24 protein-coding genes are annotated in these 22127 nt (G+C 71.9%); 22 read left to right on the top strand and 2 right to left on the bottom strand.

Annotation, left to right across the window (positions count from 1 at the left end):
* Nucleotides 1–29: 29 nt before the first annotated feature.
* The 8 genes from KF887_18160 (at nucleotide 30) to KF887_18195 (ending at nucleotide 7645) form a co-directional block, all read left to right on the top strand.
* Nucleotides 30–1391 (top strand): glutamate--cysteine ligase, encoded by a 1362-nt coding sequence (locus tag KF887_18160; GenBank protein QYK41266.1) that lies wholly within the window; start codon nucleotides 30–32, stop codon nucleotides 1389–1391.
* 96 nt (nucleotides 1392–1487) lie between these two features.
* Nucleotides 1488–2192, top strand: a complete 705-nt coding sequence (gene pdeM, locus KF887_18165) for a ligase-associated DNA damage response endonuclease PdeM (protein QYK41267.1) — start codon at nucleotides 1488–1490, stop codon at nucleotides 2190–2192.
* On the top strand, nucleotides 2189–2608 hold the full coding sequence (locus KF887_18170) for a PaaI family thioesterase (protein ID QYK41268.1): 420 nt from the start codon (nucleotides 2189–2191) through the stop codon (nucleotides 2606–2608). Before pdeM ends, KF887_18170 begins: the two co-directional genes overlap by 4 nt.
* A gap of 61 nt (nucleotides 2609–2669) precedes the next feature.
* Nucleotides 2670–3578, top strand: coding sequence for a zinc metalloprotease HtpX (gene htpX / locus KF887_18175; GenBank protein QYK41269.1), 909 nt, complete (start codon nucleotides 2670–2672; stop codon nucleotides 3576–3578).
* Between the two features lie 99 nt (nucleotides 3579–3677).
* Nucleotides 3678–3962 carry a hypothetical protein gene (locus KF887_18180; GenBank protein ID QYK41270.1) on the top strand — a complete coding sequence of 95 codons (285 nt, stop codon included), beginning with the start codon at nucleotides 3678–3680 and terminating at the stop codon, nucleotides 3960–3962.
* A gap of 63 nt (nucleotides 3963–4025) precedes the next feature.
* Nucleotides 4026–5054: a Holliday junction branch migration DNA helicase RuvB gene (gene ruvB / locus KF887_18185; protein QYK41271.1), complete on the top strand. Its 1029-nt coding sequence runs from the start codon at nucleotides 4026–4028 to the stop codon at nucleotides 5052–5054.
* Nucleotides 5055–5150: 96 nt separating this feature from the next.
* On the top strand, nucleotides 5151–6908 hold the full coding sequence (locus tag KF887_18190) for a hypothetical protein (GenBank protein QYK41272.1): 1758 nt from the start codon (nucleotides 5151–5153) through the stop codon (nucleotides 6906–6908).
* The gene (locus KF887_18195; GenBank protein QYK41273.1) at nucleotides 6905–7645 is read left to right on the top strand and encodes a DUF1194 domain-containing protein; all 741 of its coding nucleotides are present in this window, start codon (nucleotides 6905–6907) and stop codon (nucleotides 7643–7645) included. Before KF887_18190 ends, KF887_18195 begins: the two co-directional genes overlap by 4 nt.
* Here the strand turns inward: KF887_18195 and KF887_18200 are convergent.
* Nucleotides 7606–8046 (bottom strand): ribose ABC transporter, encoded by a 441-nt coding sequence (locus KF887_18200; GenBank protein QYK41274.1) that lies wholly within the window; start codon nucleotides 8044–8046, stop codon nucleotides 7606–7608. The two genes, KF887_18195 and KF887_18200, sit on opposite strands and share 40 nt — an antisense overlap.
* Nucleotides 8047–8118: 72 nt before the next feature.
* Here KF887_18200 and KF887_18205 point away from each other — a divergent pair, with 72 nt between their 5' ends.
* The 3 genes from KF887_18205 to KF887_18215 all read left to right on the top strand — a co-directional run bounded on the left by KF887_18205 (nucleotide 8119) and on the right by KF887_18215 (nucleotide 10512).
* Entirely contained in the window at nucleotides 8119–8745 is a 627-nt protein-coding gene (locus KF887_18205; GenBank protein ID QYK41275.1) for a hypothetical protein, read from the top strand.
* Nucleotides 8746–8841: 96 nt separating this feature from the next.
* Nucleotides 8842–9606, top strand: coding sequence for a hypothetical protein (locus KF887_18210; GenBank protein ID QYK41276.1), 765 nt, complete (start codon nucleotides 8842–8844; stop codon nucleotides 9604–9606).
* Nucleotides 9607–9669: 63 nt separating this feature from the next.
* The gene (locus KF887_18215) at nucleotides 9670–10512 is read left to right on the top strand and encodes an alpha/beta hydrolase (protein ID QYK41277.1); all 843 of its coding nucleotides are present in this window, start codon (nucleotides 9670–9672) and stop codon (nucleotides 10510–10512) included.
* Nucleotides 10513–10518: 6 nt separating this feature from the next.
* Here the strand turns inward: KF887_18215 and KF887_18220 are convergent, their stop codons facing one another.
* A complete protein-coding gene (locus tag KF887_18220; protein ID QYK41278.1) occupies nucleotides 10519–11430 on the bottom strand; it encodes an NAD(P)/FAD-dependent oxidoreductase in 912 nt (303 codons plus the stop codon).
* A 321-nt stretch (nucleotides 11431–11751) separates the two neighbouring features.
* Here KF887_18220 and ybgC point away from each other — a divergent pair, with 321 nt between their 5' ends.
* The 11 genes from ybgC (at nucleotide 11752) to KF887_18275 (ending at nucleotide 22086) form a co-directional block, all read left to right on the top strand.
* Entirely contained in the window at nucleotides 11752–12147 is a 396-nt protein-coding gene (gene ybgC / locus KF887_18225; protein QYK41279.1) for a tol-pal system-associated acyl-CoA thioesterase, read from the top strand.
* Nucleotides 12148–12259: 112 nt separating this feature from the next.
* Nucleotides 12260–12961 (top strand): protein TolQ, encoded by a 702-nt coding sequence (tolQ, locus tag KF887_18230; GenBank protein QYK41280.1) that lies wholly within the window; start codon nucleotides 12260–12262, stop codon nucleotides 12959–12961.
* 1 nt (nucleotide 12962) lies between these two features.
* Nucleotides 12963–13445 (top strand): protein TolR, encoded by a 483-nt coding sequence (tolR, locus tag KF887_18235; GenBank protein QYK41281.1) that lies wholly within the window; start codon nucleotides 12963–12965, stop codon nucleotides 13443–13445.
* A gap of 7 nt (nucleotides 13446–13452) precedes the next feature.
* Entirely contained in the window at nucleotides 13453–14610 is a 1158-nt protein-coding gene (locus KF887_18240; GenBank protein QYK41282.1) for a cell envelope biogenesis protein TolA, read from the top strand.
* Between the two features lie 86 nt (nucleotides 14611–14696).
* The gene (gene tolB / locus KF887_18245; GenBank protein ID QYK41283.1) at nucleotides 14697–16034 is read left to right on the top strand and encodes a Tol-Pal system protein TolB; all 1338 of its coding nucleotides are present in this window, start codon (nucleotides 14697–14699) and stop codon (nucleotides 16032–16034) included.
* Nucleotides 16035–16111: 77 nt separating this feature from the next.
* Nucleotides 16112–16639, top strand: coding sequence for a peptidoglycan-associated lipoprotein Pal (gene pal, locus KF887_18250; protein ID QYK41284.1), 528 nt, complete (start codon nucleotides 16112–16114; stop codon nucleotides 16637–16639).
* A 4-nt stretch (nucleotides 16640–16643) separates the two neighbouring features.
* Nucleotides 16644–17450: a tol-pal system protein YbgF gene (gene ybgF, locus KF887_18255; protein QYK41285.1), complete on the top strand. Its 807-nt coding sequence runs from the start codon at nucleotides 16644–16646 to the stop codon at nucleotides 17448–17450.
* The gene (tilS, locus tag KF887_18260; protein ID QYK41286.1) at nucleotides 17441–18721 is read left to right on the top strand and encodes a tRNA lysidine(34) synthetase TilS; all 1281 of its coding nucleotides are present in this window, start codon (nucleotides 17441–17443) and stop codon (nucleotides 18719–18721) included. The genes ybgF and tilS overlap by 10 nt, the downstream gene beginning before the upstream one ends.
* Nucleotides 18722–18796: 75 nt before the next feature.
* Nucleotides 18797–20704, top strand: coding sequence for an ATP-dependent zinc metalloprotease FtsH (gene ftsH, locus KF887_18265; protein QYK41287.1), 1908 nt, complete (start codon nucleotides 18797–18799; stop codon nucleotides 20702–20704).
* Nucleotide 20705: 1 nt separating this feature from the next.
* Nucleotides 20706–21488 (top strand): methyltransferase domain-containing protein, encoded by a 783-nt coding sequence (locus KF887_18270; GenBank protein QYK41288.1) that lies wholly within the window; start codon nucleotides 20706–20708, stop codon nucleotides 21486–21488.
* Between the two features lies 1 nt (nucleotide 21489).
* Nucleotides 21490–22086, top strand: coding sequence for an MOSC domain-containing protein (locus KF887_18275; GenBank protein QYK41289.1), 597 nt, complete (start codon nucleotides 21490–21492; stop codon nucleotides 22084–22086).
* Nucleotides 22087–22127 lie beyond the last annotated feature (41 nt).

A 22127-nucleotide genomic window follows, 5' to 3' on the forward strand; every position in this document is an offset into this window, starting at 1 on the left:
CGCCGAAACGGCGAACGGAGACCCGCCCCATGTCCATCCCCCAGTCCGGCGGCGGGCCGATCGAGCATTTCGCGCAGCTTGCGGAGTACATGGAATCGGGCTGCAAGCCCGCTGCCGCGTGGCGCCTGGGAACCGAGCACGAGAAATTCGGCTGGCTGACCGATACCGGCGCCCCCCTGCCCTATGACGGTCCGCGGTCGATCCGGGTGCTGCTGGAGGGGCTGCGCGACAGGTTCGGCTGGGCGCCGGTCATGGAAGGCGAGCATCTGATCGGGCTGACCCGGAACGGAGCCAACGTCAGCCTGGAGCCGGGCGGGCAGTTCGAGCTTTCGGGGGCGCCGCTGGACAGCGTGCACCAGACGGCGGCGGAGCTGGACAGCCACCTGGCCGAGGTGCATGCGGTGGCCGACCCGCTGGGGATCGGGTTCTTCGGCATGGGGGCGGCGCCGGTGTGGCGGCATGCCGACATGCCGGTGATGCCCAAGGGCCGCTACCGCCTGATGACCGACTACATGGGGCGCGTGGGCACCCATGGCACGCAGATGATGTACCGGACCTGCACGGTGCAGGTGAACCTGGACTATGCGTCCGAGGCCGACATGGTGCTGAAGCTGCGCGTGGCGCTGGCGCTGCAGCCGGTGGCGACGGCGCTGTTCGCCTCTTCGCCGTTCTTCGAGGGGGCGCCGAACGGCCACCGGTCGTGGCGCAGCCGGATCTGGCGGGGGCTGGACGACAGCCGGACCGGGATGCTGCCCTTCGTGTTCGAGGACGGCATGGGCTTTCAGCGCTATGTCGACTGGGTGCTGGATGTGCCGATGTACTTCGTCTACCGCGACGGGCGCTACATCAACGCGCTGGGCCAGTCGTTCCGCGATTTCCTGAAGGGCGAGCTGCCCGCGCTGCCGGGCGAGCGGCCGACGCTGTCGGACTGGGCCGATCACATGACCACGGTTTTCCCCGAGGCGCGGGTGAAGAAATACATCGAGATGCGCGGCGCCGATGCCGGCACCCGCGACCATCTGGTCGCCCTGCCCGCCTTCTGGACCGGGATCATGTATGATGCAGGCGCGCTGTCGGCCGCCTGGGACCTGGTGAAGGGCCTTGATGCCGAGACGCGGCAGGGGCTGCGCGTGGCGGCCTCGGTGGCCGGACTGGCGGGCGAGGCGGGGGGCCTGCGCCTGCTGGATCTGGCGCGTGCCGCGGTGGACATCGCCCGGGCCGGGCTGGCGGCACGGCGCCGGATTGCGGACGGGCGGGACGAGACCGGATATCTCGACGTGCTGGCCGATCATCTGGCAGGGGGCCCCGGGGTGGCCGACGACCTTCTGGAGCGCGCGGCGGGCGCATGGGGCGGCGACCTGACCCGCGCCTACCGCGAGCTTGCCCTGTAGCGCGGGCCGCGATGGCGCAGGGCGGCGCCACCGGAACCGGCGGCACCATGCGGCGGCAGGCTTGCCCGGGGCGCCGGAACGCGGCATGACCGGCGCATGACCGGCCATCCCATCACACTCGGCCCCGCGCGGCTTGCGGCGCTGCCCTCGGGCGCGGTCTGGTGGGCCGAGCTGCGGCTGCTGTGTCTGGGCGACCTGCACCTGGGCAAGTCGGGGCGGCTGGCGCGGCGGGGCGGCACGCTGCTGCCGCCCTACGAGACGGAAGAGACGCTGGCGCGCATCGACGCCGACATCGCGCTGACCGATCCGGCGCAGGTGGTCTGCCTTGGCGACAGTTTCGACGACAACGCCGCCGAGGGCGAACTCCACGAGGCGCATGCCCTGTGGCTCATGCGGATGATGGCGGGGCGCGACTGGATCTGGATTGCCGGCAACCACGACCCCGGCCCGGTCACGCTGGGCGGCCGGCATCTGGCGGCGCTGCGCAGCGGCGGGCTGACCTTTCGCCACATCGCCGACCCGGCCTGCGACACGCCCGAGGTATCGGCGCATTTTCACCCGCGCGGGCGGATCGCGGGCCAGGCGCGGCCTGCCTTCGTGACAGACGGGCGGCGCCTGATCCTGCCGGCCTATGGCGCCTATACCGGCGGCATGCCGGCGGACCATGCCGCCATCGCCGGGCTGATGGGCGCCGGTGCGCGTGCCGTGCTGACGGGGGCGCAGGCGCTTGAGTTTCCGCTGTTTCCGCCCGCGCGGGCCCGCGCGCCGCGGCCCGCCCCTGCCCGCAGGATTCCCCGATGACCGACCGCGATGCCCGTATCCGCGACAGTTTCGCGCGCCAGACACTGATGGCGACCTTCGGCGCCGAGATCCTGCGCCTGGCCCCGGGCGAGGTCGATCTGGCCGCACCGATCCTGCCGGGCGCGCGGCAGCAGCACGGCGCGGGCCATGCCGGGCTGACCTTTGCGCTTGCCGACACGGCGGCGGGCTATGCCGCGCTGACGATGATCGCCGAGGGTCAGGAGGTGATGACGGCCGAGGCCAAGATCAACCTGCTGTCCCCGGCCCTGGGCGAGCGGCTGGTGGCACGGGGCCGGGTGGAAAAGGCGGGCCGGCGGCTGGTGGTGGTGACCGCGACGGTCGTCGCGGTGACCGGCGGCCGCGAGGTGCGGGTGGCGCTGTTCCAGGGCACGATGGTGCCCGTCGATCCCGCCTGACCCGCTTGCCCCGCCGTCGGCCCGCACCCATCTGAAAGGGCGCCGGAAACCGGAGGGCACCATGGCAACGACCAAGACCGCACTTCTGATGGCCGCGATGACGGCGCTGTTCATGGCCGTCGGCGCGATGATCGCGGGCGAGGGCGGCATGATCATCGCGCTGGCCGTGGCGGCGGCGATGAACCTGTTCGCCTACTGGAATTCCGACAAGGCTGTGCTGCGGATGCATGGCGCGCGCGAGGTCGACGAGGGCTCGGCCCCCGATCTGGTGCACATGGTGCATCGTCTGGCCGATGGCGCGGGCATGCCGCGCCCCAGGGTCTACATCATCGATACCGCGCAGCCGAACGCCTTTGCCACCGGCCGCAACCCGCAGAACGCGGCGGTCGCGGCGACGACCGGCCTGCTGCGCGCCCTTTCGCCCGACGAGGTGGCGGGGGTGATGGCGCATGAACTGGCCCATATCCGCAACCGCGACACGCTGATCATGACGATCACGGCGACCTTCGCGGGGGCGATCTCGATGCTGGCGAACTTCGCGCTGTTCTTCGGCGGCAACCGCGACCGCCCTGGCGGTCTCATCGGGACCATCGCGCTGATGATCCTGGCGCCGCTGGCCGCGATGCTGGTGCAGATGGCGATCAGCCGGGCGCGGGAATACGAGGCCGACCGCGTCGGGGCCGAGATCTGCGGCCAGCCGGTGTGGCTTGCCTCGGCCCTGCAGCGGATCGAGGCGATGGCCAGCCGCATCGACAACCACGCCGCCGAGCGCAACCCCGCGACCGCGCACATGTTCATCATCAACCCGCTGCATGCCCATACCCACGACCGGCTGTTCGCCACCCATCCGGCGACCGCCAACCGGGTGGCGGCGTTGATGGCGATGGGGGACAGGGCGGGCCCCGCACATCCGGCGCCGGGGCCTGCGACCGTGCGGTCATCGGTTCCGACGGCAGGGCGGCGGCGATAGGGCGAGACCGGCGGGCGCATCCCTGACGTCGACCGGCGTCTGCCGGTCGTGTGGGCCTGCGCCTGTTTCTCGATCCTGCTGCTGCCGGTCCCGTGGTTGGTGTCCATCGTGTCCTGCGCGCGCTTCATCAAGCGCCTCGCATCGCCCGCAGAAGGCTTGGGAGACGGCTGCAAGCAGATCGAACGCGGCCAGCTGGTCCGCAAGACCGCGACCGCGCGGTTGGACCGGCAGGATCCGGACCATCCGCGCCTGCGGGTGATGCGCGGTTCGATCACGCGCCTCGCGGTCGGCCCTGGCGTTCGTCGCGTGCTGGAGGGCCGCGGGACCGTGACATTGCCCGTGCTTGACGGACGGACACGGTGCCCGGCGGGTGGAGGCGCGTGAACAGGCCTTGTCATGGCGCCCGCGTTCGGGGAATGTTCGCCACGCCCCGGAAAAAGCCCGCCGATGACCGACCCCCTGCTGCGCCCCGCACCCCTGCCCGAGGATGCGCCCGACCTCGACCGGGCGCTGCGTCCCCAGACGCTGGCCGAGTTCGTGGGTCAGGCGGATGCGCGGGCCAACCTGGCCGTGTTCATCGAAAGCGCGCGGCGGCGGGGCGAGGCGATGGATCACACGCTGTTCCACGGCCCCCCGGGCCTTGGCAAGACGACGCTGGCGCAGATCATGGCGCGCGAACTGGGCGTGGGCTTCCGCATGACCTCGGGGCCGGTGCTGGCCAAGCCGGGCGACCTCGCGGCCATCCTGACCAACCTCGAACCCCGCGACGTGCTGTTCATCGACGAGATTCACCGCCTGTCGCCGGTGGTGGAGGAGGTGCTGTATCCGGCGCTGGAGGATTTCGCGCTGGATCTGGTGATCGGCGAGGGGCCGGCGGCGCGGACGGTGCGGATCGACCTGCAGCCCTTCACGCTGGTCGGTGCCACCACGCGGCTGGGCCTGCTGACCACGCCGCTGCGCGACCGGTTCGGCATCCCCACGCGGCTGGAGTTCTATACCGAGGCCGAGCTTGACCTGATCGTGGCGCGGGGCGCGCGGCTTCTGGGGGTGGCGGCCGAGCCCGAGGGAACGCTGGAGATCGCCCGCCGCGCGCGGGGCACGCCGCGCATCGCGGGGCGGTTGCTGCGGCGGGTGGTGGATTTCGCGGTGGTCGAGGGCGACGGGCGGCTGACGCGGGCGCTGGCGGACCGGGCGCTGACCCGGCTGGGGGTGGACCATCTGGGGCTGGACGGCGGCGACCGGCGGTATCTGGCGCTGCTGGCCGAGCATTACGGCGGCGGGCCGGTGGGGGTGGAGACGATCAGCGCCGCGCTGTCCGAGGCCCGCGACGGGATCGAGGAGGTGACCGAACCCTACCTGCTGCAGCAGGGGCTGATCCTGCGCACGCCGCGCGGGCGGATGCTGGGGGCGCGGGCCTGGCGGCATCTGGGGCTGGAGCCGCCCAGGGGGCCGGGGCAGACGGACCTGTTCGACTAGGGGCGTCCCACCGTGGGACGCTTTTCCGGTCAAGGAATATCAAGGGGTTGAGGGGGCCCCGTTAACCCCCTGTTCACGATTGGAGGGTTTGGGGCCATGCCGACGCTCGCTGATTTCCCCGACCTGACCGCCGCCGAAACCCGGCTGGTGGACTGGCTGCAGGCCCGCGACCGGCGGATTTGCGAGATTTCCGGCGCCGTGCCGGATTCCGACACCCCCGACGTCACGCTGCGCGCCAGCCTGCTGCGGGAACTGGCGCTGGGCAAGGTGGAAGGCGTGCCGCTGCCCGAAACCGGGCTGCGGGTGCGGGGCGCATGGATCAGGGGCGACGGGCCGGCGGGGGCCGAGACGCGGGGGCTGGACCTTGAAGGATGCAGGTTGCCCGGGGATCTGGCGCTGATCGCCTGTCGATTTCCCGAAATGGTGCTGCTGCGCGGGGCAAAGGCCGAATCCCTGTTCCTGAACGGATCGCGGTTGCAGGGCGGCCTGGGGGCGGATCGCCTGCAGGCCGGGGGTGGCGTGTTCCTGCGCGGGGTCACGGCCACCGGTGAGGTGCGGCTGCCGGGCGCGCGGCTGGGTGGCAACTTGGATTGCGAGGGTGCGCAGTTCACCGCGCAGGGCGGGGGCCATGCGCTGTCGGCGGATCGCCTGCAGGCCGAAGGCAGCGTGTTCCTGCGCGGGGTCACGGCCACCGGCGCGGTGCGGCTGCTGGGCGCGTGGCTGGGTGGCAACCTGGATTGCGAGGGTGCGCAGTTCACGGCGCAGGGCGGGGGCCATGCGCTGTCGGCGGATGGCCTGCAGGCCGAGGGCGACGTGGTCCTGCGCGGGGTCACGGCCACCGGCGCGGTGCGGCTGTTGGGCGCGGGGCTGGGTGGCGACCTGGACTGCGAGGGTGCGCAGTTCACCGCGCAGGGCGGGGGCCATGCGCTGTCGGCGGATGGGGCCAAGGTTGCGGGGACATTCTTTCTGCGCGGGGCGGCGCAGGTGGGGGGGCTGCTGTCGCTGGTGGGGGCGGAGTTCGGCGCGATCAACGACGACCCGGCCTGCTGGCCGGGGGCGGGCAACCTGAGCCTGGATCGCTGCCGCTATGGCGCCTTCACCGGGCGCGCGCCGGTCGACGGGCCGTCGCGCATCCGCTGGCTGGCGCTTCAGGACGCCTCGCGGTTCGGCGAGGAGTTCTGGCCGCAGCCCCATGAGGAATGTGCCCGCGTCCTGCGCGAGGCCGGGCACGGCGGCGCGGCGCGGGCGGTGCTGATCGAGAAAGAAAGGCGCCAGCGCGCGGCGAAACGCGCGCGCATCCGGCGCGAGGATAGGAACTTCGGCGTATTGCGCGGGATGGGGCGCTGGCTGGTGGACGAGGTGCTGCTGGGCGCCACCATCCGCTATGGCCGCGCGCCGATGCTGGCCTTCGCCTGGCTGTTCGGGCTGTGGGTGGCGGGCTGGGTGGTCTTTGCCGGGGCCGATGCCGCCGGGGCGCTGAAGCCCAACCTGCCGCAGTTGCAGCGGGCGCCGGAATGGGTGCTGTGCGGGGCGGAGCCGGGCGTCACCCTCGACGGCCCCAGCCTGCCCACCCCCCGCGCAGGCCTGCGCGCCGCGGGCGAGACGCAATACGCCTGCTTCCTGCGCCAGCCCGAGGCGGCGAGCTACCCCCTCTTCAACGCCGCCATCTATTCCGCCGACACGCTGCTGCCGGTGGTCAGCCTCGAGATGCAGTCCTACTGGCTGCCCGACGACCGGACCGACTACGGCCGCTGGGCGCGCCGCTACCTGTGGCTGCAGATCGGCCTGGGCTGGGGCCTTACCCTTCTGGCCGTCGCCGGATTCTCGGGCCTTGTGAAGCAGGACAGCAAGTGAGGGCGGCGGCGCTGCTGCTGGGGCTGGTGCTGCCCGGCCCGGCGGCGGCCTGCCGGCTGGCGCTGGTGCTGGCGCTGGACGTGTCGGCCTCGGTCGATGCGGCGGAATACCGGCTGCAGTCGGAGGGGATGGCGCGGGCGCTGGTGGCGCCCGAGGTGGCGCGGCTGGTGCTGGGGCCGGGCGGGCCGGTGGCGCTGGCGGCGATGCACTGGTCGGGGCCGCATGACCAGGCGGTGATCGCGGACTGGACGGTGATCGGCGGCATGGCGGACCTGTCGGACCTGGCCGCCCGGGTGGCCGCGGCGCCGCGCCGGCCGAGCTTTGACGGGCGCACCGCGATCGGGGCGGCGATGCAGGCGGCGGCGGACCTGCTGGCACGGGGCCCGCGCTGCGCGGCGCGCACGCTGGACCTCGCGGCGGACGGCGAGACCAACGCGGGCATCGACCCGCGCCTGGTGCGCGACGGGCCGGGGCTGGCCGGGGTGACGGTGAACGCGCTGGCGGTGGGCGGCAACGACCTGATGGACCACGGCGATTTCGGCAGCCGCCCGCGCCCGCTGACGCGGCATCTGGAGACCTGGGTGATCCGGGGGCCCGACGCCTTTGTCGAGGAGGCCGCGGACTATGCCGATTTCGAGCGGGCGATGACGCGCAAGCTGATCCGGGAGCTGGGGGTGGTGATGCTGGGCGCGGCCGGTCAGAACACCACGCCGGTGCGAAGGATGAAGCAGCCGTAGGGCCGCGTCTCGGCGCAGCGGATCACGGCGAAGGCGCGGGCGGCGCGGTCGTAGAAGGCGGGCCGGGGCAGGCTGCCGGTGCGCGCGCCCGTCGGCAGGTGCGGCGCGGCGGCGTCGAGCGCGGCGCGGTGGACGGGGTCGGGCAGCTCGCCCGCGCCGTCGCGCTGCATGTGGACAAGCGCGAGGGTGCCGGGGAAGCCGTCGAGCGGCAGGAGCGGCAGGATCACCGCCAGGGCCGCGGGAGCGTCGAGGCCCGCCAGTTCGACCACGCCGGGCCAGCGCGGCGCCAGCGACCGGGCGGGATAGTTCAGGTCGACGAGCGCGATCTCGTCGCCATGGCCCGCGCGGATCAGCACGTCCATCAGTTCGGGCGTCACCCGCGCGTCGATCCCCTTCAGCATGCCGCCCCCGCCTTGCCCCGCACCCTGCCGCCCCTTATGCCCTGCGCCGTGCGGGCCGGAAAGGGGACGGAGATGACGGCGGAGGAGATCGCGGCGCTGTTCACGCGGGGCGACGGGTCGTTCCTGTGCGCCCGCTGGGGGCGGCCGATGGTGCCGGTGGTGTTCGGCGTCGAGGCCGGGACGCTGCCGGTGATCAAGGGCGCGTTCGAGGCGGTGGCGCGGCTGACCGGGCAGGCACTGGCCGAGACCGATCCGGAACTGGGCGCCAATGTCATGGTGTTCTTCGTGCGGGACTGGGACGAACTGCGGGGCGTGCCGAACCTCGACCGGCTGGTCGAGGGGTTCGCGCCGCTGGTCGACCGGCTGGAGGCGGCGGGCGCGAACCAGTACCGGGTGTTCCGCTTCGATGCGCGGGGCGCGATCCGGGCGTGCTTCGTGTTCCTGCGGATGGATGCGCATCTGGCCTCGCTGCCCGCCGAGGTGCTGGCGCTGCACCAGGCGGTGCAGACGGTGCTGCTGTGGTCGGACCGCGCCTTCGCCGAACGCTCGCCGCTGGCCGAGGCGGGGGGCGGGGTGATCCTGCGCCCGGATCTGGGCGCGGTGATCCGCGCGGCCTATGACCCGGTGCTTCCCGAGGTGGCGCGGGACCCGAGCCATGCGCTGCGGATCGCGGCGCGGCTGGATGCGGGACGTGCGTGAATTGCCCGTCAATTCCACCCCCCTGCCCGGCCCGCGCTTGACCCTGCGGCAGGCGGGCGCCGACCCTTGGCCGGACAGAGCCGAGGAGGAAGACCCATGCCGCGCATCGCCGCCACCGCCGCCCTTGCCATCGCCATGCTGGCCGCCTGCGACCGGACTGCGGACATCTCGCTGTCCTATGCGATGACGGGTGCGGGCATCTACAACGACGGGCGGCACGCCTTTGGCCAGGTGTTCGTCTGGACGCCGGGGCAGAGCATACAGCCGTCTGACCGCATCGAGTTTCCGGCATCGAACCTCGACATCGACGCGCGGCCCGGCACCGTCAGCAAGGCGTCGAACGCCCGCGGCTATGTGCGCCGCGCCTCTTTCGCGGCCACGGCCGAGCAGAAGGCATCCATCGAGGCGACCGCCAGCAGCCGCAGCGTGATCGAATATTCGGACCCGACGCGCCAGCGGGTGCGGCGGGTGATCTCGGGCGTGTCGGACTATGTGAACGGCAACCCCGGCATCGCCGAGACCGACTGGCGGCTTTCCGAGGCGGCGCGGCTGCACGCCGCCGGATCGCCCGATGCGCCCTACATCGTCGTGGTTTCCTCGATCATCGAGACGTCGAGCACCGTGCTGAGCTTTGACGGAAAGGGCGATGTCTCGGGCAACCTGGCGGTTCCGGGGATCGAGGGCACGGTGAAGGTGACCTTCGAGACCTCGGCACTGGAGGACTGCAAGGGGCGCCAGCTGTGCCTTTTCGATGTGAGCATCCTGCGGCCGCGCCTGAACAGCCGGAACAACTATGACTTCGAGACGGCCGCCCAGTTGCGGGACAGCTTCGTGCGGGACATGCGCCGCTTCCAGCCGTGACCCGATACACCGGGTGGCATGCCGGGGTCAGGCGTGGCAGGGTGCCCGCCGGAGGCGCGGGGCATGATGCGGGCAGAGGTGCGGAACGGCGATGTCCGGCTGGCGACCGAGACCATGGGGCCCGGCGACGGCCCGGGGATCGTGCTGGTCATGGGGGCGACGGCGTCGATGCTGGGATGGCCTGCCGCGCTGTGCGCCGATCTGGCCGGGCGGGGGTTCCGGGTGGTGCGGTTCGACCATCGCGACACCGGCCAGTCGTCCACCCGGCTGCCGCCCTACGATGCCGAGGACATGGCGGGTGACGTTCTGGCGGTGATGGACGCCTGCGGGATGGAGCGGGCGCATCTGGCGGGGATGTCGCTGGGCGGGTTCCTGGCACAGATGCTGGCGGTCGCGCACCCCGGGCGCGTCGCGGGCCTGACCCTGATCGCCAGCGAGCCGCTGGGCTGGGACGGCGCGGCGCTGCCGGGGATCGACGCGCGGTTCCTGGACCACTTCGCGGGGTTCGCGGCGCTTGACTGGACTGATGGCGCGGCGGTTGCGGCCTTCCTGCTGGGGATCGAGCGGCTTTGCGCCGGGTCCGCCACGCCCTTCGACGCGGCGGCGGCGCGGACGCGGGTGGCGGCGGTGCTGGACCATGCCGCCGACCCCGCCGCAGCCTTCACGCATGGCGGCGTCGGCACGCGGCAGGACTGGACGGGCCGGTTCCGCCGGATCGCCTGCCCGGTCACCGTGGTCCATGGCACGGAGGATCCGATCCTGCCGCTGCCGAACGGGCGGGCGCTGGCGGCCGGGATCGCGGGCGCGCGGCTGGTGGAATGGCCGGGCCGGGGCCATGAGCTGCACCCCGGCGACATGGCGGGGCTGGCGGCCCTGATCGCGGACGGCGCCCGGCCGGCGGGGTAGCGGCGGTCAGGGCCCGAACACCAGCGAATGATGGGTCGCCGCAGCGGCCCGCACGCCATCGGCCAGTGCCCCGGTGCCGTTGTAGGCCGCACGGACCAGATCGCCCGCGGCGAACACGCCGGGCACCGAGGTTGCCATGCGGTCATCCACCTTGACATAGCGGCCGCGCGGCCCTTCGGCCATCGCGCAGCCGAGCGCGGCGGGCAGGGGCGATGCGGGGCGGGTTTCGGGCGCGAGATACAGCGCGCCAAGCGCGATCTGCCGACCATCGGCCAGCACGAGGCCCGCCATGTGGCCATCCTGCGCCAGAACCTGCCGCAGCGGCGTGTCCTGCACCGCGACGCCGATGCCCGCCAGCGTGGCGCGAACCTCGTCCCCCGGGTCGGCGCCATCGGTGAACAGCGTCAGGTCGGCGGTCCAGCCGGTCAGCAGCCGTGCGTGGTGCAGGCTGTGCATGCCCGACCACAGCACGCCGGTGGGAAGGCCCGCCAGTTCGACGCCGTGGCAATAGGGGCACTGCTGCGCGCCGCGCCCCCAGACCCCGGCCAGGCCCGGGAGATCGGGCAGGATGTCGACCATGCCGGTGGCGAGGATGATCCGCCGGGCGGTGACCTGCCCGCCGTCGGCCAGCGTCAGCACGAAGGCATCGGGGCCGCCGGTGACAGCCGTCACCTCGCCCTGGTGCTGCGCGATGCCGGGATAGGCCATCGCATCGGCCCGGATCGCATCGCGGATTTCGGCGGGGGTGCGACCGTCCTGCCCGGGGATGCCGAAGCTCCGGTCGGCGAAGCGGTTGCGCGGACGGCCATGGTCGATGACCAGACCGCGCAGACGGCCGCGCCCCAGCGTCAGCGCGGCGGAAAGGCCCGCGAAGCTGCCACCCACGATGGCGATGTCGGTATCTGTCGCGTGCTGCATGGCAACCTCCGGCGGAATTTCCGCGCAATCGTTATATTATAACATTTGTGGCAGCAAGGGCGCGGCGATCGGCGGACAGGGGAAGCGGCCGGGACGGCCGCTGCCCGCTTGCAGGGCGGTCGCTGCTGGCTAAGGTTGGGCGACGGCGGCAGGAAAGAAGGGGCACCGGATGCGGGCTTTGGCAGATGCGATGCTGGCGGGGCCCTGCCGGGTCGCCGCGCCGGGAGGGGCGCGCGCGGCCGTCCGGCCCGGTGGCGCGTCGGTCCGAGGGGCGGTCGGCCCGCGGTCCATCGCATTCCGCATCCGTTGCCGGGGCAGGGCATGACCCCGCACCGCCACCCCGTCCGCGTCTACTATGAGGACACCGATCTTGCGGGGATCGTCTATTACGCGAATTACCTGCGGTTCATCGAACGGGCGCGCACCGAATGGGTGCGGAGCCTCGGGATCGACCAGGCGCGGCTGCGGGCCGAGGCGGGGATCGTGTTCGCGGTGCGGCGGGTCGAGGCCGACTATCTGCGGCCCGCGGTGTTCGACGACCTGCTGACGGTCGAGACGCGGCTGACCGGGCTGACGGCGGCGCGCATCCATCTGGCGCAGGAGGTGATGCGGGGCGAGGACCGGCTGTTCGCGGCCGGGGTGACGCTGGTGTGCCTGACGGCGGCGGGCACGCCCGCACGGCTGCCACGTGACATTGCCGCGCGGCTTTCCGCCTGACCGGCGCACGCGCCGCGCACGCACATGTGTTGGCATCGGGCGCCGATTCCGGTAGAAGCAAGGCGAAAGGGCGTCCAAGAACCGCCCGCACCCCGAGCAGGACGACCGCACCATGGATCAGGCCACGCTTGCCACCGCGCAAGACATCGACTTTTCGCTGCTTGCGCTGTTCATGCGCGCCACGCTGACCGTCAAGGTCGTGATGGTGCTGCTGCTGGTGATGTCGTTCTGGTCATGGTCGATCATCGTGCAGCGGCACCTGATCTTTCGCGCGGCGCGGCGCGAGGCCGAGGTGTTCGACACCGCCTTCTGGTCGGGCGAGCCGCTGGACGAGCTGTTCGACAAGATCGGGCCAGAACCGAAGGGTCCGGCGCAGAAGATATTTGCGTCGGGAATGCTGGAATGGCGACGCAGCCACCGCCAGGACGGCGCGCTGATCGCAGGGGCGCAGGCACGCATCGACCGGGCGATGGACGTGGCGATCGCCCGCGAGAGCGAGCGGCTGAACCAGGGGCTGTCGTTCCTGGCCACGACCGGATCGACCGCGCCCTTCATCGGCCTGTTCGGCACGGTCTGGGGCATCAAGCACGCCTTTGAGCAGATCGCCATCAGCCAGAACACCAACCTGGCGGTGGTGGCCCCCGGCATCGCCGAGGCGCTGCTGGCCACGGGGATCGGGCTGGTCGCGGCCATCCCGGCGGTGGTGTTCTACAACAAGCTGAACGCCGACAGCGAGCGGATCATCGGCGGCTACGAATCCTTCGCCGACGAATTCGCGACGATCCTGTCGCGGCAGCTGGACACGGCGGCCTGAGATGGGCGCCGGGGTCGTTTCGTCGGCTGGCGGCGGCAAGCGCCGGGGCCGCAGGCGGCGCGGCAAGTCTGCCGCGATGTCCGAGATCAACGTCACGCCCTTCGTGGACGTGATGCTGGTGCTGCTGATCATCTTCATGGTGGCGGCACCGCTGCTGACCGTGGGGGTACCGGTGGAACTGCCGCGCACCGCCGCGCAGGCGCTGCCGACCGAGCAGGAGGAACCGCTGACCGTCACGATGACATCGGACGGGCGGCTGCTGATCCAGACGACCGACGTGACCGACGACGAACTGATCCCGCGCCTGCGCGCCATCGCCGCCGAGCGCACGAGCGACAAGGTGTTCCTGCGGGCCGATGGCGCGATCCCCTATGCCCGGGTGGCCGAGGTGATGGGGGCGCTGAACGCCGGGGGGTTCCGCAACATCGGACTGGTGACCGACAGCGACGGCCCGACCTTCGGCGGACAACGGTCGGGCGGCTGAGGGCGGGATGGCGACGGGCCATGTCATTTCGGGCGTCGGGCATGCGGGCCTGATCCTATGGGTGCTGGTGGGCGGGATTTTCCAGCCGCGCCACGCGCCCGAGCCCGTGGTGACCGAGGTTTCGCTGCTTTCGGGCGAGGAATTCGCTGCGCTGATGGCGCGCGATGCGCCGACCGAACCGCCCGCACCGGCCCCCGCGCCAGCCCCCGAACCGCCGGCCCCGGCGCCCGAGCCGCCGCGGACCGAAGCCCCCGCTGCCCCGGCACCCGAGGCCCCCACCCCCGCACCCGAGGCGCCTGCGCCGCCTGCCCCGGCCCCCACGCCCGAGGCGCCGCCGCCAGAACCCGAACCGCCCGCGCCAGAGCCGCTGCCAGAGCCCGAACCGCCGCCCGCGCCTGCGGTGGTGGCCGACGTGCCGCCGGTCCTCGCGCCGACGTCGAGCCCGCGCCCGCGCCCCAAGCCGGCCGAGCGTGTCGCCCCGCTGCCCACCGAGGCGCCCCCGCCCGAGGCGGTGACGGCGCCCGAGGCCGCGCCGGAGGTGACGCCCGATCCCGCCCCGGCCCCGGTGGTCGCCGAGGAACGCCCCCCCGCCGCGCCGGAAGAAGCGGGAACCGAGCTTGCGACCGAGGCGAACCGCCCCGATCCGCTGGCACCCTCGGCCTCGATCCGGCCGCGGGCGCGGCCCGCCGCCCCGGCACGCCCGGCCCCGACCCAGACCGCCGCCGCGCAGACGCCTGCGGCGCCCGCCTCCCCTGCCGCCCCGGCGCGCGACCCGATCGCCGACGCGGTGGCCGAGGCCGTGGCCGGTGCCGCCGCGGGCACCGGCACGGCCGCCACCCCGGCAGGCCCGCCGATGACGCAGGGCGAGAAGGACAGCCTGCGCCGCGCGGTCAGCGCCTGCTGGAACCTTGGCACCAGTTCGACGGATGCGATGAACACGACCGTCACGGTGCTGGTGGCGATGTCGCCCGATGCCCGGCCGACCTCGGTGACGCTGGTGTCGTCCTCGGGCGGTTCCGACGCGGGTGTGCGCGCGGCCTTTGACGCGGCGCGGCGCGCGGTGCTGCGCTGCGGGCAGACCGGCTATCCGCTGCCCGCGGACAAGTTCGACCAGTGGCGCGAGGTCGAGATGGTCTTCAACCCCGACGGGATGCGCCTGAGATGAACCTTCACGTTCCCGATACCGACCCCCGTCACGCTTTCCCCGCGCGCGCCTTCGCCGCATCCTGTCGTTCCCAGCATGAGGTTACCATGCATCGCCTGACCCACCTGCTGACCCGCCTTTGCGCCGGCCTTGCCATCGGCATCGCCGCCCTTGGCGCCCCGCCGGCCGCCGCCCAGCCGCTGCGGATCGAGATCACCGAGGGGGTGATCGAGCCGCTGCCCTTCGCGGTGCCCGACTTCGTGGCCGAGAACGGCGGCGCGGCCGACCTGGCGCGCGACATGGCCCGCGTGATCGCGGCCGACCTGTCAGGCACCGGGCTGTTCCGCGAGATCCCGGCAAGCGCCCATATCGCGCGTGTCGGCAGCTTTGACGCCCCGGTGGCCTATCCCGACTGGAAGGCGATCAACGCGCAGGCCCTGGTCACCGGGTCGGTCAGCGCCAGCGGCGACCGCGTCGTGGTGAAGTTCAGGCTCTACGACGTGTTCGCGGGCCAGCAACTGGGCGACGGGCTGCAGTTCGCGGGCACCCGGGCCAGCTGGCGGCGGATGGCGCACAAGGTGGCCGATGCGGTGTATTCGCGCATCACCGGCGAGGGCGGGTATTTCGACAGCCGCGTGGTCTTTGTCGCCGAGAGCGGCCCCAAGAACGACCGGCGCAAGCGCCTGGCCGTGATGGACTACGACGGCGCCAATGTCAGCTATCTGACCGACAGCAATTCGATCGTGATCGCGCCCCGGTTCTCGCCCAGCGGTGACCGCATCCTCTATACCTCGTATCAGACGGGCTTTCCGCGCATCTACCTGATGGACGTGGCCAGCCTGTCGGCCCGCGCACTGGACGAACAGCCCGGCACGATGACCTTCGCGCCGCGCTTTGCCGGGGACGGGCGGCGCGTGGTGTTCAGCCTGGCGGAGGGTGGCAATACCGACATCTACCTGCTCGACACCCAGTCGGGCACGCGGACGCGGCTGACCAACACCCCGGCGATCGAGACCGCCCCGTCCTTCAGCCCCGACGGGTCGCGCATCGTGTTCGAGAGCGACCGGTCAGGCACGCAGCAGCTTTACATCATGCCGGCCAGCGGCGGCGAGGCGGTGCGCATCTCGAACGGCCAGGGTCGCTATGGCACGCCGGTGTGGAGCCCGCGCGGCGACCTGATCGCCTTCACCAAGCAGCATCAGGGCCGGTTCCACATCGGGGTGATGCGCACCGACGGATCGGAGGAACGCCTGCTGACCGCGAGCTTCCTGGACGAGGGTCCGACCTGGGCACCGAACGGCCGCGTCATCATGTTCACCCGCGAGACCGCAGGCGAGGGCGGCCAGCCGGCCCTTTATTCGGTGGACATATCGGGGCGGAACCTGCGGCGGGTTGCCACCGAGGGCCCGGCCTCGGACCCGGCCTGGTCGCCGCTTCTGCCCTGAAACACCGTGTGATTCCCTGCCCCGCGCAAACCTGATATCGTGGCGGCAATCGAGCAAAGAACAAAGGAAACCTGTTCATGGCCATGCTTCCGAAGGCCCTTCTGATCCTCGCCGGACTTGCGCTGGCGGCATGCAACAACCCTGACCGCTTTGGCGCGGGCGGTGCAGGCGGGCCGGGCGGGCCTGGCGCGGGGGGGATCGATTCCGCCTCGCTGGGCGGGCCGAACGACCCCACCTCGCCCGCCTATTTCGCGCAGACCCTGGGTGACCGCGTGTTCTTTGCCGTCGACCAGTCGACCCTTTCGGCCGAGGCGACGCAGACGCTGAGCGCACAGGCGCAGTGGCTGAACAACCAGGGCGCGCGCTTTGCGATCATCATCGAGGGCCATGCCGACGAGCAGGGCACCCGCGAATACAACATCGCACTGGGCGACCGGCGCGCGAATGCGGTGCAGAACTACCTGATTTCGCAGGGTGTTTCTGCGGCGCGGCTGCGCACCGTCAGCTATGGCAAGGAACGTCCGGTCGAGGTCTGCTCGACCGAGTCCTGCTATTCGCGCAACCGCCGCGCGGTCACCGTGCTGACTGCCGGCGCGGGGGTCTAGGGCGATGTGGCGGGCGGCGCTTCTTGCGATCGTCCTGGCCGGTCCCGCGCTTGCGCAGGACCGCGCGCAGACGCTGGCCGACATCCGTCAGGAACTGCTGATCCTGCGGGGCGAAATAGACGGGCTGCGCGCCGAGCTGAACACCACCGGCGCGGCGCAGGGATCGGGCGCATCCGGCCCCGCGCTGATGCGGCTCGACACGATCGAGATGGCGCTGACGGCGCTGACTGCCAAGTCCGAGGCGCTGGAGCTGCGCATCAACCGGGTGGTCGCGGACGGAACGAACCGGCTGGGCGACATCGAGTTCCGCCTGCGCGAACTGGGCGGCGGCGATCTGGCCTCGATCCCGCCTACGCCGCCGCTGGGAGGCGAGGCGCCTGCTGTCACCGCCCCTGCCACCCCCGCGCCCACGGGCGGGCCGCAGCTTGCCGTCAGCGAGCAGGCCGACTTTGACCGGGCCCGGGAGGTGCTCGGTCAAGGTGACTTTCGCACCGCCGAAACGCTCTTCAAGACCTTTGCCGAGACCTACCTGGGTGGTCCGCTGACGCAGGAGGCGCATTTCCTGCGGGGCGAGGCGCTGAGCCAGCTGGGCGAGACGGCGAATGCCGCCCGCGCCTATCTGGAGGCGTTCAGCGGGGCGCCGGATGGCGCCCGCGCCCCGGAATCCCTGCTGAAGCTGGGGCAGTCACTCGGGCAACTGGGCCAGGGGCCGGAAGCCTGCGTGACCCTGCAGGAGGTCGGCGTGCGCTTTCCCGGCGGCCAGCCCGCGATCGAGGCGCAGGCGGCCATGGTGTCGCTGGGGTGCCGGTAGGGACGCCGCCCGCCGACTGGCCCCCGGAACAGGGCGACGATGCCGGGCTGCTGCTTGACGTGGCCCATGCCCTGCCGCCGGCCCCCGGGCGACACGTCGGGGTTGCGGTGTCGGGCGGCGGCGACTCGGTGGCGTTGCTGCATCTGATGGTGCGGACCTGCCGGCATTGGCAGGTGCCCGTCTCGGCCGTGACGGTCGACCACCGCCTGCGCGCGGGTTCGGCGGCCGAGGCCGACACGGTGGCCGCGCTTTGCGCATCGCTGGGCGTGCCGCACCGCACGATGGTCTGGGATCACGGGCCCGTTGCGGGCAACCTGATGGACGTGGCCCGCCGTGCCCGCCGCGCCCTGATCGCCGCATGGGCACGCGAGGCGGGGGTGACGCAGATCGCGCTTGGCCATACCGCCGACGACCAAGCGGAATCCTTCCTCATGGCGCTGTCGCGGGCGGCGGGGCTGGACGGGCTTTCGGGCATGCGGTCGCTCTGGCAGGAGGATGGTCTCTGGTGGGGGCGCCCGTTGCTGAACATCCGCCGCGCCGACCTGCGCGCCTACCTGCGGCGGCACGGAATCGGCTGGGTCGAGGACCCGACCAACGCGGACGCGCGATTCGAGCGGGTGCGCGCCCGGCAGACGATGGCGGCGCTTGCGCCGCTGGGGATCGATGCCGCGCGCATCGGCAGGTCAGCGGCACAGCTGGCGGTGGCGCGGGCCGCCCTGCGCGAGATGCTGCGGCAGGCCTGCGCGGCGCATGTGCGGGAACTGGCGGGCGCCCTGCGGATCGACCGCGCCGGTTTCGACGCCCTGCCCCATGACCTGCAGCGTCAGCTGCTGGTCGCCGGGGTCGCCTGGCTGTCGGGCGACCGGCGGCCGCCGCGGCAGGACCGTCAGGTCAACCTGCTGCTCGCCGCCCGCGACCGGCGCGACGCGACGCTGCAGGGATGCCGCCTGCGGTCGCGGCAGGACTGTCTCTGGCTGGCGCGGGAACCCCGCGCGGTGGCGCAGGCCGTCGCCGACCCCGATGCCCGGTGGGATGGCCGCTGGCACCTGACCGGACCGGCGGCTGCGGGGCTGGCGATCCGCGCGCTCGGGGCGCCGGGCCTGACGGCCTGCCCCGGCTGGCGTGCGACGGGCCTGCCCCGTCATGTGCTGGAGGTCACCCCCGCCGTCTGGCTGGACGACCGCCTGGTCGCGGCCCCGCTGGCCGGAATGCCGGGCGGTTGGCGGGCCGAAATCCGCCCCACCTTCGCTGCGTCGATCATGGCGCATTGAACCCCGGCCCCGAATGGCTATCTTGTCATCAAAGGCCGCGCCCCCCCTGGGCGACGGCGGACATGGGAGTACTTCGTGGGTAACGCACGAAACATCGCCTTCTGGGTCGTCCTCTTCGTCCTGATCCTTGCACTGTTCAACCTGTTCTCTGGCGGTCAGAGCACGATGAACGCGCGGTCCATCTCCTATTCGGACTTCGTGCAGCGGGTGAACGACGGCAACGTGTCCTCGGTCACCATCGACGGCGAAAAGGTGATCGTGCGCGGCAAGGACGGGCAGCAATACGTCACCATCCGGCCACAGGGCGAGGAAGTGGCCTCGAACCTGATCGGCAAGGGCGTCGATGTCCGGGTGGAACCGCAGGAACAGTCGGGGATCTTCAGCCTGATCTCGCTGTGGCTTCCGTTCCTCGTGCTGATCGGCATCTGGATCTTCTTCATGAACCGGATGCAGGGCGGCGGGCGCGGCGGCGCGATGGGCTTTGGCAAGTCGCGCGCCAAGCTGCTGACGGAAAAGCATGGCCGGGTGACGTTCGACGACGTGGCGGGCATCGACGAGGCCAAGGAAGAGCTTGAGGAGATCGTCGAGTTCCTGCGCAACCCGCAGAAGTTCAGCCGTCTCGGCGGCAAGATCCCGAAAGGCGCGCTGCTGGTCGGCCCGCCGGGCACCGGCAAGACGCTGCTCGCGCGCGCCATCGCGGGCGAGGCGGGGGTGCCGTTCTTCACCATCTCGGGGTCCGATTTCGTCGAGATGTTCGTGGGCGTGGGCGCCAGCCGCGTGCGCGACATGTTCGAGCAGGCCAAGAAGAACGCCCCCTGCATCGTCTTCATCGACGAGATCGACGCCGTGGGCCGCGCCCGGGGCGTGGGCATCGGCGGCGGCAATGACGAGCGTGAGCAGACGCTGAACCAGCTGCTGGTCGAAATGGACGGGTTCGAGGCGAACGAGGGCGTGATCATCGTGGCCGCCACCAACCGCAAGGACGTGCTGGACCCCGCCCTGCTGCGCCCCGGCCGTTTCGACCGCCAGATCCACGTGCCGAACCCCGACATCAAGGGCCGCGAGAAGATCCTGACCGTGCACGCCCGCAAGGTGCCGGTGGGCCCCGATGTCGACCTGCGCCTGATCGCGCGCGGCACCCCCGGGTTCTCGGGCGCCGATCTGGCCAACCTCGTGAACGAGGCCGCGCTGATGGCCGCCCGCGTCGGCCGCCGGTTCGTGACGATGGACGATTTCGAGATGGCCAAGGACAAGGTCATGATGGGGGCCGAGCGCCGCAGCATGGTGCTGACCGCCGACCAGAAGGAAAAGACCGCCTATCACGAGGCAGGCCACGCCATCGTCGGGATGAACCTGCCCAAGTGCGACCCGGTCTACAAGGCCACCATCATCCCGCGCGGCGGCGCGCTCGGCATGGTCGTCAGCCTGCCCGAGATGGACCGGCTGAACATGCACAAGGATGAGGGCAAGCAGAAGATCGCCATGACCATGGCGGGCAAGGCGGCCGAGATCATCAAGTACGGCGAGGAAGGCGTGTCCAGCGGCCCGGCGGGCGACATCATGCAGGCGTCGTCGCTGGCGCGCGCCATGGTGATGCGGTGGGGCATGTCGGACGTGATCGGCAACATCGACTATGCCGAGGCGCATGAGGGGTATCAGGGCAACACCGCAGGCTTCTCGGTCTCGGCCGAGACCAAGAAGGCGATCGAGGCCGAGGTGAAGGCCCTGATCGACGAGGGCTATGAGACCGCGCGGCGCATCCTGATGGAGAAGTCCGAGGATTTCGAGCGCCTGGCCAAGGGCTTGCTGGAATACGAAACCCTGACGGGCGACGAGATCCGCAAGGTCATCGCGGGCGAGAAGCTGGACGGCGACGATCCGCCGCCCGCGCCGCCCTCGTCCGGCCTGACAAGCGTGATCGCGATTCCCAAGACCAAGCCGAAATCCTCTCCCGGCGGCATGGAACCCGAACCCTCGTCCTGACATGGCAATCGGCGGGACCGACTGGAACCCCGGGGCCTACGACAGGTTCCGGGGGCATCGTTTGCGGCCTGCGATGGATCTGCTCGCGCAGGTCGGTGCCCTGCCGGGCGGCGACATCGTCGATCTCGGCTGCGGGTCCGGGGCGGCGGGCCCCGCGCTGCGCGCGCGTGCCGCCGGGCGACGGCTGGCGGGCGTGGATGCCTCGCCGGCCATGCTGGCGACGGCGCGCGACACCCGCGCCTATGACGACCTGATCGAAGCCGACATCGCCGGCTGGGAACCCGCAAGCCCGCCCGCGCTGATCTTTTCGAACGCCACGCTGCAATGGCTGCCGGATCACGCTGCGCTGCTTCCCCGTCTGGCGGGCACGCTGGCACCGGGCGGCTGGCTGGCGGTGCAGATGCCGCGCCAGGACGACCGGCCGTCGCATGACCTGCTGCGCCGGATCGCGGCGCGGATGTTTCCCGACCGGTTCGGCCAGGGCAACCGGGTGCCGCCGGTCGCGCCTGCCGCGGATTACTGGACGATGCTGGCGCCACTGGGGCAGGTTGCCGCCTGGGAAACCGACTATGTCCAGCACCTGCCGACCGCCGCCGAGGGCCATCCGGTGCGCGCCTTCACCGGTTCGACCGCAATGCGGCCCTTCCTCGACCGCCTTGCACCCGACGAGGCCGCGGCCTTCATCGCCGCCTATGACATCGCCCTCGCCGATGCCTATCCGCTGCGCACCGACGGATCGGCACTGTTCCCGTTCCGCCGCACCTTCCTCACGCTCAGGGTCTGACATGTCCGCATTGAAACGCACCGCCTTCACCGGAACCGTCGCCTGGCTGGGTATCGTGCCCGATCGCGATGCGGCCCTGCCGTCCTCACCGCGCGACAGCCTCGTGCTGACCTTCGCCGGGCCGCAGGGCGAGGCGCATGGCGGGCTGACGCGGCCGTCGTGTTCCCGCGTGCTGTCGCAATATCCGCGCGACACCGAAATCCGGAACACCCGGCAACTGTCCGTGCTGTCCGCCGAGGAGATCGCAGAAATTGCTGCGGCCATGGGGCTGCCCGCGCTCGACCCCGCGCTGACCGGGGCAACGCTGGTCATATCGGGCATTCCCGACCTGACGCACCTGCCGCCATCCAGCCGCCTGCAGGGCGCCAACGGCGCAACCATCGTGGTGGACATGGAAAACCGCCCCTGCCAGCTGCCCGCCCGCCCGATCGAGACGCGGCACCCCGGCCATGGCGCGGGGTTCAAGGCGGCCGCCACCGGGCGCCGGGGCGTCACCGCCTGGGTCGAGCGCGAGGGCACGCTGACCCTTGGCGAAACCGTGACGCTGCACATCCCGGACCAGCCGGCCTGGGCCCATCTGGCGGCGGCGCGGAGCTGACGCCCCGCAGCCTTCGGAAACGCGCCGGGCCCCCCGGCCCC

The sequence above is a fragment of the Paracoccaceae bacterium genome, assembly GCA_019454225.1.
Classification (GTDB): domain Bacteria; phylum Pseudomonadota; class Alphaproteobacteria; order Rhodobacterales; family Rhodobacteraceae.

Bases quoted from the DNA above. Each gene is read 5' to 3' on its own strand.
- KF887_18200 (QYK41274.1), bottom strand. From the start codon at position 8,046: ATGCTGAAGGGGATCGACGCGCGGGTGACGCCCGAACTGATGGACGTG.
- KF887_18160 (QYK41266.1), top strand. From the start codon at position 30: ATGTCCATCCCCCAGTCCGGCGGCGGGCCGATCGAGCATTTCGCGCAG.
- KF887_18275 (QYK41289.1), top strand. From the start codon at position 21,490: ATGTCCGCATTGAAACGCACCGCCTTCACCGGAACCGTCGCCTGGCTG.
- ruvB (QYK41271.1), top strand. From the start codon at position 4,026: ATGACCGACCCCCTGCTGCGCCCCGCACCCCTGCCCGAGGATGCGCCC.
- tolQ (QYK41280.1), top strand. From the start codon at position 12,260: ATGGATCAGGCCACGCTTGCCACCGCGCAAGACATCGACTTTTCGCTG.
- KF887_18215 (QYK41277.1), top strand. From the start codon at position 9,670: ATGATGCGGGCAGAGGTGCGGAACGGCGATGTCCGGCTGGCGACCGAG.
- KF887_18220 (QYK41278.1), bottom strand. From the start codon at position 11,430: ATGCAGCACGCGACAGATACCGACATCGCCATCGTGGGTGGCAGCTTC.
- KF887_18205 (QYK41275.1), top strand. From the start codon at position 8,119: ATGACGGCGGAGGAGATCGCGGCGCTGTTCACGCGGGGCGACGGGTCG.
- htpX (QYK41269.1), top strand. From the start codon at position 2,670: ATGGCAACGACCAAGACCGCACTTCTGATGGCCGCGATGACGGCGCTG.
- ybgC (QYK41279.1), top strand. From the start codon at position 11,752: ATGACCCCGCACCGCCACCCCGTCCGCGTCTACTATGAGGACACCGAT.
- KF887_18190 (QYK41272.1), top strand. From the start codon at position 5,151: ATGCCGACGCTCGCTGATTTCCCCGACCTGACCGCCGCCGAAACCCGG.
- KF887_18210 (QYK41276.1), top strand. From the start codon at position 8,842: ATGCCGCGCATCGCCGCCACCGCCGCCCTTGCCATCGCCATGCTGGCC.
- tolB (QYK41283.1), top strand. From the start codon at position 14,697: ATGCATCGCCTGACCCACCTGCTGACCCGCCTTTGCGCCGGCCTTGCC.
- tolR (QYK41281.1), top strand. From the start codon at position 12,963: ATGGGCGCCGGGGTCGTTTCGTCGGCTGGCGGCGGCAAGCGCCGGGGC.
- KF887_18240 (QYK41282.1), top strand. From the start codon at position 13,453: ATGGCGACGGGCCATGTCATTTCGGGCGTCGGGCATGCGGGCCTGATC.
- ybgF (QYK41285.1), top strand. From the start codon at position 16,644: ATGTGGCGGGCGGCGCTTCTTGCGATCGTCCTGGCCGGTCCCGCGCTT.
- pdeM (QYK41267.1), top strand. From the start codon at position 1,488: ATGACCGGCCATCCCATCACACTCGGCCCCGCGCGGCTTGCGGCGCTG.
- KF887_18270 (QYK41288.1), top strand. From the start codon at position 20,706: ATGGCAATCGGCGGGACCGACTGGAACCCCGGGGCCTACGACAGGTTC.
- KF887_18170 (QYK41268.1), top strand. From the start codon at position 2,189: ATGACCGACCGCGATGCCCGTATCCGCGACAGTTTCGCGCGCCAGACA.
- pal (QYK41284.1), top strand. From the start codon at position 16,112: ATGGCCATGCTTCCGAAGGCCCTTCTGATCCTCGCCGGACTTGCGCTG.